The following is an 11,805-nucleotide window of genomic DNA, read 5'->3' on the forward strand; positions in this document are numbered from 1 at the left end:
GAATTTTACACAGGGCGAGGTATCAAGTAAAATCATTAGAAATGAACAAAGGTATCAATTTCACTAATGGAGTGTCAGGGAGGTCCAGATGGAGAGCGGTGATTTGAAAATATTCCGTACGGTGGCCCGGGAGGGAAGCATCACCAAGGCGGCGCATAGCCTGAATTATGTCCAATCCAATGTGACCAACCGGATTCAACTGCTGGAAACGGAACTTGGAACGCAGCTGTTCTACCGGTCTAGCAAAGGGATGAAGCTGACGGCCGCCGGACAAAATTTGCTGGCATATGCCGATAAAATTGTGGTTCTGCTGGAAGAAGCCGTGAAATCCGCCCAAGCGACGGATATTCCGAAAGGCCCGCTCCGGCTGGGCTCTCTCGAAACGACGGCCGCCATCCACTTGCCGCAGCTTCTGACCCGTTATCACAGTCTGTATCCGGAGGTCGAGCTTTCGCTGATCACATCCGATTCACACCAGCTTATCCGGAAAATCAAAGATTACGAGCTGGATGGAGCATTCGTGTACGGCCCGGTTTCTCAGGAAGAGCTTGTCTGTCAGCCCGCTTTCGAGGAAGAACTCGTGTTGATTTCGGAGCCGAAAGAAACGGATCTTGCCGAGCTGCTGAAGAAACCTCTTTTGTTTTTCGGATCCGGCTGCTCTCATCGCGACAGAGTCGAACGGCTGCTGGTTAAGGAAGGCGTCGAAGCCCGCCACATGATCGAGTTCGGTACCCTGGAAGCCATCATCGGGGGCGTCTCGGCCGGTCTTGGCGTCTCGCTGCTTCCCCGTTCGTCGATCAGCAGAATCGTTCAGGCCCGGGAGGTTTATCTGCATCCCATTCCCGAAGAATTCCGGGAAATCAACGTCGTGTTTATTTACCGGAAGGATTTGTTTAAAACGGAAGCGTTCAAGCGGTTTCTGGATTTTTTGCAAAGTGAGGGGACAGGCGAAAAGGATACGCGTGTACATGCGGCACCGGGAGCTAATGCGAGTTCAGTCTCGGGAGCAGATGCAAGCTAAACGGACAGTCGCTTCGCGGGTTCGTGAATCCTCACGCACGGCCGTCAGGCAGGTATGCGGCGGCAGTTCCGCCCGGTAAGGTATTTGCCGCAGAAAAAAAACGGAGGGCGGGCACTGCCGTCTGCCTGAGATGCCGGAACGCGCGAATTGACAAGCAAAAAACCGATTTCCGGTAAATATCCGGAAATCGGTTTTTTTGTCGGGCCTCTTACTTCAGCTGCCACAGAGCCGGAACGTTGGTAGGCTCCCAGCCTGCGATCGAAGTGTGCGGCTGACGGCACTCGTAAGTCGAGCCGTTGTACGTCACGAGATTGCCTGTTGTGTAAGCCGTATTGGCCGCCCAGGCGGCAACCGCCGGGCCGGAAGCTGTCGTTACCGAAACCGCATTGCTGTTAGCGGACTCGTTGCCTGCGGCGTCAATCGCCCGTACAGTAAACGTGTAAGCGGTGCTTGGCGTCAAGCCGGAAACGGTGTACGAAAGCGTCGAGCCGGAAACCGTGCCCGCAAGCGCCGTACCCTTGTAGACCCGGTATCCTGTCACGCCTACGTTATCGGTTGCGGCATTCCAGCTCAGCGCGACCGAAGAGGATGCAGCCGTTCCGGCAGTCAGACCGGCAGGAGCCGTTGGCGCCTGGTTATCGGCAGGAGCCGATCCCGTCGTGAACGTCACCGAATTGCTGGCCGGAGAAGTATTGCCGGCCGCATCAACGGCTTTCACTGTAAAGGTGTAAGCCGTATTCGGAGTGAGGCCGGTTACATTGTAAGTCGTAGCGGATCCGCTTGTTGTCGTAACGAGCGTGGAACCGTTATAAACCTTATACCCGGTTACTCCGACGTTATCCGTCGAAGCACCCCAAGTCAGGGTAGCGCCCGTAGTCGTCACGTTAGACGCGGCTGCGCCGGACGGTGCTGTCGGAGCGACTGTATCGGTAGGATTGCTGCCGCCGAAATTAACGTCGATCACGTTGTAGAAAGCATTCGCTGTATCGGCGATTTCCCAGACAGCCAAGATGACCTGATAACCTGTTCTGGCCGGAACGTTACAAGTATCGGAGTAAGAGAACGGCGGCTGTTTGCCACCATAGTTCACGGAGCAGAACGGCGTCAGATCGAAAGAGTTTCTGGTCAGAGCGGAATTCGGATCCCAGTTGGCTTTAGTAATGTAATATTTCCAGCTTGTCGTCGCATGGGCGGCCGTCAGCTTCCAAGTGAACGTATTCGTGCCGGAGGAGATGTTCACTTTGCTCCAGCGGGTTGCGGACTGCTCGTCCAATTTCGGGAAAGTTCCGCCCCCGCTCCCGATTTTACCGTCGGCAGGACCCGCAGCCGGGAAGCCTTTCGCATACTCGAGGCTTTGAGGCTCATAAACGACAGCTCCGCAGTCTTTGTTGGTTCCCTGCTTACAAAGGTAAGCCCGGCTGCCGGGTGATTCGACATAGCCGTGGGCGGACGCTTTTTGAGCGAGTAAAAGCATGCAGAAAGCAAGGATCAGAGACAATCCGGCGGCGAACAGAATCCGGGTCGTGACAGAGCGGGACATACGAATAGTTGACATAACATTGGCCTCCTTTTAATGGGGAATGCTAAGAGAACGGCAAAAAATCATTATCCTGGCAGCGGTAGTCCTGGATCATCTCCTTTCTGAGCTTGCGCAATGTGCAGAACGGAAGATTCGCGGGGCAACGCTTGCGGCTATCCCTCCTTAAAGCAGGTGGATTTATATAAACTCCAGGGAGCTTATATACGTAGGTGGCGGACCGGGAAATATTCTTGCGAGATGTAAAAAGGCGGAGTAAGCAGAGTTGAGCGGCATTCCGGATCGGTCAGCAGGTTGGCAAGGAAGTTATCGAGGTGCGAATCAACTTTGTTTAAGCGCTTACAAAACTGCCCGGAAAGAGAGGACATAGTTGTTAATTCGGTAGAATTATACCCGTATCATACAATCTATGCTAAATTTTGACAACCCCTTATTTTTGTAGATATAGAAAATTTATTCATAGAAACCGGCAAGGTACGCAGGAAGGTTCGGTTAAACGCGAATTTTAGCTTTGTTGTTCGGCAGGTTTGGACTACAATATTAGATAGGTGTGTGCATCGCGGTTAAATGATAGAGAAAGAAAGAGGGATAGGATTGCTTAAACGTTTTTTTGCTTATTATCGTCCTTACAGAGGACTGTTTATTCTGGATTTCGGCTGTGCCGTGATCGCGGGGCTGCTTGAGCTTGGCTTTCCGCTTGCGGTGAACTTGTTTCTGGACAAACTTCTTCCGAGCGGGGACTGGTCTCTGATCACCTGGGCTTGCATAGCTCTTCTGGCGATTTACTTACTGAACATGGTCCTGAATTACGTCGTCACTTACTGGGGTCACATGCTAGGGGTAAATATCGAAACGGATATGCGAAAGAAGCTGTTCGATCATATCCAGAAGCTCTCGTTCCGGTTCTTCGACAACAATAAGACCGGTCACCTCATGACCCGCATTACAAACGATTTGAACGAAATCGGGGAGATTGCCCACCATGGACCGGAAGATGTTTTCATTGCCATAATGACATTGGTCGGAGCTTTCCTGCTCATGCTTTCGATTCATACGAAGCTGGCGCTGCTTACGTTTATTGTCATTCCTCTGCTTGCCTGGTTCGCCATCTATTTTACCAAAAAAATGACCCGCACGTACGAAAGGCTGTTCGGCAATGTGGCCGAATTTAACAGCCGGGTCGAAAACAATATTAGCGGAATCCGCGTTGTCCAGGCGTTTGCGAACGAAGAATATGAAAAGAATTTGTTCCAAGGAACCAATCAGCAGTACCGCCACACAAAACTTCTTGCGTATAAGCTGATGGCGAAAAGCATGTCGATCAGCTACATGATGATGCGCTTCGTTTCGCTTTTCGTTATGCTGTGCGGCACTTATTTCGTTATCCAGGGCGAATTGACGTACGGCCAGTTTGTCGCGTTCCTGCTTCTGTCCAACGTGTTTTTCCGACCGATCGAGAAAATCAACGCCGTGCTGGAAAGCTATCCGAAAGGCATTGCCGGGTTCAAAAGATACATTTCGATCATCGATACGGCACCCGATGTGGCGGACCGCAAGGACGCGGTGAGCGTAGATAAGCTCAAAGGCGACATTGTCTTCGATTCGGTTACGTTCGGGTACGACGATCAGAAGAACATTCTGGACAAGTTGAGCCTGACCATTCGCGCCGGGGAAACAATTGCCTTTGTAGGGCCGTCCGGTGCGGGAAAAACGACGATCTGCAGCCTGCTTCCCCGTTTCTACGACTGCAAAAGCGGCGCTATCCGCATCGACGGAATAGATCTCAGGGATATGACGCTGGAATCGCTGCGGAACCAAATCGGAATTGTACAGCAGGATGTGTATTTGTTCGAGGGCACCATCCGGCAAAACATCGCCTACGGCAAGCTGAGAGCGAGCGAGGAAGAAATTTGGGAAGCGGCCCGGCAGGCCCAGCTGGAGGAATTTATCCTGAAGCAGCCGGACGGGATGGAAACGATGATCGGCGAAAGAGGCGTCAAGCTGTCCGGAGGGCAGAAACAGCGTCTGGCGATCGCGAGGATCTTCCTGAAAAACCCGCCGATTCTTATCCTCGACGAAGCGACTTCGGCGCTGGATACGGCCACGGAGCTGGCGATTCAGCAATCGCTGACCGAGCTGTCGAAAGGGCGGACGACTCTTGTAATCGCTCACAGGCTCGCCACGATCAAGAACGCCGACCGCATCATCGTCGTAACCGAGCAGGGAGTAGCCGAGGAAGGCACTCACAGGGAGCTTGTCGCCGCCGGAGGCATATACAGCGGCCTGCACAAAGCGCAGTTCGGCGTGTAACGCCGGCGAGTGTGTGAGGAGTCTTACGCGCACATTCGAACAGTCGGAAGCCGATGTGAGTCTGCCAGAAGCTTGATCGCAATCCGGAAGTAAATGGCTAATGATCGGATACTAATCAGGCAGTAAACGGACGAAAGGCTGATTAGGATCGGATAAGAAAGTTTGGCGGAGGTCTGACCGGAAATTAGACCGGTACCTGCCGCACTAGCAAGTATGGAGCCGCTTTTAAGCGGCTCTTTTTTATGCCAATTCGCGCTCTTAACCGATTTCCGCAGAGGCTCAGTCACCCGCAGCCGACTGCTCCGCAGGCGCAAGCATCTCGATAAAAGCACCTAGCGCGCTGCTTACACTAAGAAAGCCCCAGCCGCGAGGGCTGAAGCAGTGGCTGCGGGCGGCCTGCATCGGCATTGCCATGTGAACCGGGAGGCTGGGCCTGCACCGTATGCTGCCACAACGGAACCCCGGGCGGCCGGCTCGCGGCTTTCTTAGAAAGCTGCTACAAGGTCTGCCCGGCATCGGCCGTCAAAATCTGCCCGGTAACCGCCTCCTGCTCCAGTAGGGAGCAGATAACCTGGGCGATATCTTCGGGCGTCGAAATTCGCTGGAGCGGAAGCTTGCCGATGAGAGCGTTCATCGTTTCTTCACGGCCCTTCCACCAGCGGGTGGCTACCGCGCCGGGCGCGACGCAGTTCACCCGGATCTCCGGCGCAAGCGCCTGGGCCAAAGACTTAGTCAGCCCGTGTACGGCAGCTTTCGATACGGCGTAAGGGATGGAGGAGCCGAGCCCCGTAAGTCCGGCTATGCTGCCGACATTGACGATGGCGCCGCTTTTGTTTTTTGTCATCCGGGGAGCGGCGGCTTTGGCGCAGGTAAACATGCCTTTGACATTGACCGCGTACAGCTCGTCCCAAACTTCCTCCGTGGCCGAATCCAGATCCTTCATTGGGATATGCCGGGTGACACTGGCATTGTTGACAAGCAGGTCTATGCTCCCGAACCTGGCGGTAATGTGTTCCGCAAGTTCAGTGACTTCGCTTTCCCGGGTCACATCGGCTTTAAAAGCGGCGGCCCGCCCCCCTTCTTCGGTAATCTTCCGCACGGTGGATTCCGCATCCTCTCTGGATTGCGAATAGCTGATGGCTACGATGGCGCCGCGTCTGGCCAGTTCAAGACTGGTGGCCCTGCCGATGCCGGTACCCCCGCCCGTTACCCAGGCGACTTTGTTTTGCACGTTCATGTACGCTCACTCCTTCATGGGATAAAATCAGGTTTTCTGTACCCAGTTTATAAGAAAAGAATGATTTTATATACTTGAATGTTTTGAATGAATCGTTCAAAATAGTTGAATCAAGAGAAGGGGGAGTAACACCATTTGGATTTCAAAACGCTAAAGTCCTTCGAAAAAATCGTGGAACGCGGAAGCTTCGCCCGGGCCGCCGAAGAACTGGCTTATTCGCCGTCTACCGTCACCACCCAGATTCAGAAGCTGGAAAGCGATCTTGGGGTGCTGCTGTTCGAGCGCGGCAAAAAAATTGCGTTAACCGAGGCGGGCCGCCTCTTTTATGAACAAAGCATTCCGATCCTGAAAAGCATGGAGCAGCTGCAAAAAAACCTGGGTGATCTTGCAGCGGGCGAGGCGGGCCATGTGAGGGTTGGCGTTACGGAGCCTACAGCCAGTCACCAGTTTCCCGGACTGATTCGCCGGTTTACCGACCGCTACCCGAACATCAGGGTCTCCGTTGAGATAGCCGGAACATCTGTTTTGACGGACAAAATCCTTAAAGGCGAGCTGGACTTCGGTTTATGCTCATTCCCGGATTCGGCCGCCCAGCTCAATTTCGAGCCTCTCTTTACGGAAGAGTTTCTCCTGCTCGTGCCTGAAGGTCATACGCTTGCCCGGGCGGAATCGGTAACACTGGCCCAGCTTCGCGAAACCCGGCTGCTTATTACGGCTCAAACGTGTCCTTACCGCAGGAAGCTGGAGGCCGCGCTCAGAGAAGAGGGGTGCTTTCCGCCGGATACGATGGAGATCGGCAGCATGTCTGCGCTGAAATATTATGTGGCCGAAGGTCTCGGCGCGGCGCTCGTCCCCCGGATGGTGCTCGATCCCGTACCGGGGGAAGGCACGCATGCGCTTCCCATGCATGGCAGCGGGGTCAGCATGACGTGCGGACTGATTTGCAGATCGGCTGATTTGCCGCTTAAACGAGCGGGAAAGAATTTATATGACTTTCTTCTGACGGAATTCACCCGCCCTTAGGGAGGACCTCCTGTCCGTTCCCGCTCACCCCGTCAAATCGCTCAAACAAAAAACACCTTCCGGGGGTGTTTTTTTGTTTTCTCATTCCACCGGCGGGTTTACCCGTGGGGTTTAAAAGTGAACGAGCCTGGAAGACCGGGACGGCTGTTAAGAATGAAGAAGCAGAGGAATTGACCTTTGTATAAATAAGGCCTTCGTATTTATTTCTGAATAAGCGGTTTGCTATAAAAATATAATTGACAGAATTGTACAAATTTACAAAAAACCTCTTGATTGTTATATCCGAGTTAACCTATACTATTAATTGGATAGGAGATCCACATTAGATAAAAACATACAAATTCATGTAACTGGAGGGATGAAAGATGTACACGGAAATTGCTGAAAGCAAAGTGAACCAATTAAAGGAAAGCGGTCAATACCGCGAGTTTGTCACCATCAACCGGCTGCGGACGAAATATCCGATGGCCCTAGTCGATAACCAGGGAGATCACCCGGTGGTCGTATGGTGCAGCAATGATTATCTCGGTATGTCTCAACATCCCGTTGTTATCGAAGCGATGCACAAAGCGATTGAATTGTACGGAGCCGGCTCTGGCGGTTCCAGAAATATCGGAGGTTCCCACCACTATTACGCGGAACTGGAAGCTTCGCTGGCGGAATGGCACGGCAAAGAAGCGGCTCTCGTGTTCCCGACGGGATACGGCTCCAACGACGCCACGCTCCAGTGCCTGGCCCGCATTTTTCCGGACAGTATCATTTTCTCGGACGCCTTGAATCATGCTTCCATCATTAACGGAATTGTCAGCTCCAAAACGGAAAAAGCCGTTTTCCGGCATAACGACGTGCAGCACCTGGAAGAGCTGCTGGCCGCCCAGCCGAGCGACCGGGCCAAAATCATCGTGTTCGAATCGGTGTATTCGATGGACGGGGATATCGCGCCGATCCGTGAAATCGCCCGGCTTGCCAAAAAATACAAGGCGCTTACGTTCCTCGACGAGGTACATGCCATCGGGATGTACGGACCGCGCGGTGCGGGAATTGCGGCCCAGCTCGGTGTTGCCGACTCGATTGACTTTATCCAGGGAACGATGGCCAAGGGCATCGGGATTATCGGAGGCTACATAACGGCTTCGGCAGCGCTGATCGACAGTGTGCGCTCCTTTGCCTCGGGCTTTATTTTCACAACTTCCCTGCCTCCGGCCGTTGTGGCGGCCTGCTACGCCAGTGTGGAGCATTTGAAACGCTCGGATACGGAGCGCAGCACACTTCACGCCAAGACGGCCCTGCTGCGCGAAGCGCTGGCCGAGGCCGGCATTCCGGTGATGGAATCCAGCGAGACGCACATTCTTCCCGTTCTGATCGGGGAAGCGAAGAAGTGCAAACTGGCGGCGCGCAGACTGCTGGAGAAGCATCATGTTTATCTGCAGCCGATCAACTCGCCGACGGTGCCGGTCGGTACGGAACGGTTCCGGGTGAATGTCACCCCCAATCATACGGAAGAGCACATCTACGAACTGGTTAACGCGTTAACCGAAGTGTTCGAATATTTCGATATCAAAACGCTCGCTTTGCAAGCCTGACCCGATCTTCCGGTTGATAAGGTCGGTTCCGTCAGCCTGCCAACAGATGGAACGGGAGTGAATCAGCATGAACACGAGTCTGACCCTGCGGATAAGAAGGGCTTCGTACGAAGATATAGGAGAGCTTGTGGAGCTCCGTAAAATTTTGCTCAGCCGGGGCGAGGGGCATTATGTTTCCCGCTCCGCCGAAGAAAACCTTGCCTGGCAGACAGAGTACCGGGGTTGGCTCGCAGCCAACCTGAAGGGAAACGACCGCATACTCGTGGCGGCGGCGAGCCTGGACGACGAAGAAGGAATTTGCGCCTGCGCCATCGGCATTATCGACGACAGGGCACCGATGAAAGGCTGCCTGAACGGTAAAGTCGGCTGGATTCAGACCGTGGTCGTTCATCCGGACAAGCGGCGCCGGGGACTGGGCGAAGGGATGATGAATTATGTTTTATCCTGGTTCCGTGCCCATGAAGTGGGAAAGGTTACGCTCCAGACGACTCCCGCCGCCAAACGGCTGTATGAGAGTCTGGGTTTTACGGAATCGGGGGAGGATCTTCTGATTAAAGAATTTTGATGATTCCCGGGAGGACACGCATGAACGTATTAATTATCGGACTGGGCTATGCGGGAACCCGCTTCTCGCAGGCCTTTTCCAATCTGGAACCGGCGGTGACGGGGAATGAACCCGTTGAGATCGCTTATGTGAACCGCAGCCCGAAATCGAACGGCTATCGGTATTTTTCCGACATTGAGACGGCACTTAAGGAATTCGAGCCTGCCATAGTAGTCGTAAGTGTAAACGACGAATATCATATCGACGTGATTAAACAGCTCACGGGCTACCGCGGGTTCGTTATTTGCGAGAAACCTCTGGTGCACCCTCAGGACGATCTCGAACAGGTGGAGGTCAGTTTGAAGGATACGTCGGGATTCGCTCTGGACCTTGTGGAGCGGTACTCGGATGCTTCTATCACGCTGAAGCGGTATGTGGAGGATCATAACTTGCGTCTCGTACGCGCCAATTTTTACTGGGGAAAGGACCGGATCAACGACCACAGGCCGACAAGCGGGGTGATCAGCGAAATTATTCACCCGCTCGATCTCGTGCAGTGGGTGAGCGGCGAACATGCGAAGCTGGAGCTGAAGGATCTGCAAGGCATCCGCTCTGATTTCTCCATTTCCGGAACGGCCGTGCTGGACAGTGTGGCGATAACCGCCAATCTGGCGGGAGCCGTCGTGACGGGTTACAGCAGCTTCGTCAATATTCTCCGCAAGCGGGAGGTTGATCTCGTCTTCGCCTCGCCGGCGAACAAGCTGATTTTCGCGACGATGATTTTTGACACGCCGGTCTGGGACATCGATTATTTACGGATTTGGGAAAAAACGAATACCGGAGAACGCGTAATCGTGGATCTCAAGACGGAAATCGACGAAGGCCGTCCAGAGCTGAACACGATCCATAAGTTAATCCGGCTCGTCGGCGACGCTGCGGGATTTGCCGCTTCAGGCGCGGAGCCTTCCCGGCCTTTCGCGGATTTGCCAAGCTCCCTGAAGCTTCAGAAGCTGCTTAATACGATCGACGCGGACGCGAGGACCATCGGCCCTGTACAGTATGTCGTCGGCTCCGAACGGGAGTTTTTCAATGATGAAACGAACTGGGAACGCCTCGGCTGAGCTTCCGGGTCTACCATCGAACAAGATAAGCGAGGGAGATTTCCATGCAAAAGGTTTTACTGCTTACCATCGGCATGTTCGCATTGGGCTTTGACGCCTACGTGGTGGCGGGTCTGCTTCCCGCAATCGGATCGGACTTTACTATCAGCGCATCGCAGTCCGGTCAAGCCGTGAGCGTGTTTACGCTCTGCTACGCACTTGCGGCGCCGATATTCGCCACGATACTGGCCGGCAAGCCGGTAAGGCGTATACTCCTGCTGGCGCTCGTCGTGTTCACGCTGGCCAATGCGGGCACGGCTCTTGCGCCGACCTATACGCTGCTGCTGATCTCCCGCGCTATTGCCGGAATCGGGGCGGGCCTGTATTCGCCGCTGGCGGCGGCAGCGGCGGCGGCCCTCGTGTCCAGCGAGAAACGGGGGAGAGCCCTCGGCATGACGCTGGGCGGAATGAGCATGGGGACAGTCATCGGGGTCCCCGTAGGGCTGCTCATTGCCGAGCAGATCGGCTGGCGGGGAACGCTCTGGGCCGTTACGGCTCTCGGCGTCATCGCGATAATCGGCATTACCGCTTGGTTTCCGAACTTTCCGGCTGCGGCTCCGCCGTCCCTGCGTCAGCGTCTTGCCATGATGACGAACGGGCGCGTTGCAGCGACTGTCGGAATCACGTTTATTACGAGCGTCGCCAGTCTCGGGCTGTATACGTACGTGGCATCCGTCCTGGAAGATCTGGGCGGCATCCAGGCTATCACTCCGTACTTGTGGGCGTGGGGGATCGGCGGCGTCATCGGCAGCTTTTCCATCGGGACGCTCATTGACCGATCGGGACGTCCCGGGCTGCTGATGACCGTGATTCTGGCGCTGATGACGCTGGCTGTTTTCGTCCTTCCGGTCGGGATTCATTACACGCTCGCCGCTTTCGTGGCATTTGTCGTGTGGGGGGCGACCGGCTGGGCTTCCCAGGCTCCGCAGCAGCATGTGCTGCTTGTCCTTCAGCCCGAACACGGGCCGGCGGCCGTTGCGCTGAACAGCTCCGCGAATTATCTCGGCAGCGCGGTAGGCTCTGCGCTTGGCGGAGCGGTGCTGCTCGCGGGTCTGGCGCCCGGCCAGCTGCCGATTGCGGCCGGTGCGCTGATTGCGGTGGCGCTGCTCGGGCAGATCTGGATCGTCTCGCGCAGCCGGGGCTTTGCCAAAATCGGCCGGGAAGAGAAGATCCAGTCCTGAGCCGGATGCGTGAGCGCGAATGCAAAAAGACCTTTCGGCCGCTAAGCGGCATGAAAGGTCTTTTTGTCGTCCGCGCCAGTCGTCCGCGCCAGTCGTCTGCGCCAGTCGTCCGCGCCAGTCGTCCGCGCCAGTCGTCCGCGCCAGTCGTCCGCGCCAGTCGTCCGCGCCAGTCGTCCGCGCCAGTCGTCCGCGCCAGTCGTCCGCGCCAG

General features: G+C 55.0%; 8 protein-coding genes and 1 pseudogene. 7 read left to right on the forward strand and 2 right to left on the reverse strand.

Annotated features, from left to right (window positions below):
- Window positions 1–88: 88 nt before the first annotated feature.
- Entirely contained in the window at window positions 89–1,021 is a 933-nt protein-coding gene (locus AC58P5_RS18585) for a LysR family transcriptional regulator (protein WP_497389068.1), read from the forward strand.
- A gap of 208 nt (window positions 1,022–1,229) precedes the next feature.
- Here the strand turns inward: AC58P5_RS18585 and AC58P5_RS18590 are convergent, their stop codons facing one another.
- On the reverse strand, window positions 1,230–2,576 hold the full coding sequence (locus AC58P5_RS18590; protein WP_497389070.1) for a lytic polysaccharide monooxygenase: 1,347 nt from the start codon (window positions 2,574–2,576) through the stop codon (window positions 1,230–1,232).
- A 576-nt stretch (window positions 2,577–3,152) separates the two neighbouring features.
- Here AC58P5_RS18590 and AC58P5_RS18595 point away from each other — a divergent pair.
- Entirely contained in the window at window positions 3,153–4,868 is a 1,716-nt protein-coding gene (locus tag AC58P5_RS18595; RefSeq protein ID WP_497389072.1) for an ABC transporter ATP-binding protein, read from the forward strand.
- Between the two features lie 496 nt (window positions 4,869–5,364).
- Here the strand turns inward: AC58P5_RS18595 and AC58P5_RS18600 are convergent, their stop codons facing one another.
- A complete protein-coding gene (locus tag AC58P5_RS18600) occupies window positions 5,365–6,105 on the reverse strand; it encodes an SDR family NAD(P)-dependent oxidoreductase (protein WP_497389074.1) in 741 nt (246 codons plus the stop codon).
- 135 nt (window positions 6,106–6,240) lie between these two features.
- On the opposite strand from AC58P5_RS18600, the gene AC58P5_RS18605 reads away from it, so the two are divergent.
- The 5 genes and pseudogenes from AC58P5_RS18605 to AC58P5_RS18625 all read left to right on the forward strand — a co-directional run bounded on the left by AC58P5_RS18605 (window position 6,241) and on the right by AC58P5_RS18625 (window position 11,596).
- Window positions 6,241–7,128 (forward strand): LysR family transcriptional regulator, encoded by an 888-nt coding sequence (locus AC58P5_RS18605; RefSeq protein WP_497389076.1) that lies wholly within the window; start codon window positions 6,241–6,243, stop codon window positions 7,126–7,128.
- Window positions 7,129–7,493: 365 nt separating this feature from the next.
- Window positions 7,494–8,711, forward strand: a complete 1,218-nt coding sequence (hemA, locus tag AC58P5_RS18610; protein WP_497389077.1) for a 5-aminolevulinate synthase — start codon at window positions 7,494–7,496, stop codon at window positions 8,709–8,711.
- Between the two features lie 67 nt (window positions 8,712–8,778).
- Complete coding sequence (locus AC58P5_RS18615) at window positions 8,779–9,276, forward strand: GNAT family N-acetyltransferase (RefSeq protein ID WP_497389079.1); 498 nt, start codon at window positions 8,779–8,781, stop codon at window positions 9,274–9,276.
- Between the two features lie 20 nt (window positions 9,277–9,296).
- A pseudogene (locus AC58P5_RS18620) lies at window positions 9,297–9,593 on the forward strand (Gfo/Idh/MocA family oxidoreductase); the annotation flags it as partial.
- An 827-nt stretch (window positions 9,594–10,420) separates the two neighbouring features.
- A complete protein-coding gene (locus tag AC58P5_RS18625; RefSeq protein WP_497389081.1) occupies window positions 10,421–11,596 on the forward strand; it encodes an MFS transporter in 1,176 nt (391 codons plus the stop codon).
- Window positions 11,597–11,805: the final 209 nt, after the last annotated feature.

This window comes from Paenibacillus sp. JT31N7 (assembly GCF_059692095.1).

Bases quoted from the DNA above. Each gene is read 5' to 3' on its own strand.
- AC58P5_RS18585 (WP_497389068.1), top strand. From the start codon at position 89: ATGGAGAGCGGTGATTTGAAAATATTCCGTACGGTGGCCCGGGAGGGA.
- AC58P5_RS18590 (WP_497389070.1), bottom strand. From the start codon at position 2,576: ATGTCAACTATTCGTATGTCCCGCTCTGTCACGACCCGGATTCTGTTC.
- AC58P5_RS18600 (WP_497389074.1), bottom strand. From the start codon at position 6,105: ATGAACGTGCAAAACAAAGTCGCCTGGGTAACGGGCGGGGGTACCGGC.
- hemA (WP_497389077.1), top strand. From the start codon at position 7,494: ATGTACACGGAAATTGCTGAAAGCAAAGTGAACCAATTAAAGGAAAGC.
- AC58P5_RS18615 (WP_497389079.1), top strand. From the start codon at position 8,779: ATGAACACGAGTCTGACCCTGCGGATAAGAAGGGCTTCGTACGAAGAT.
- AC58P5_RS18625 (WP_497389081.1), top strand. From the start codon at position 10,421: ATGCAAAAGGTTTTACTGCTTACCATCGGCATGTTCGCATTGGGCTTT.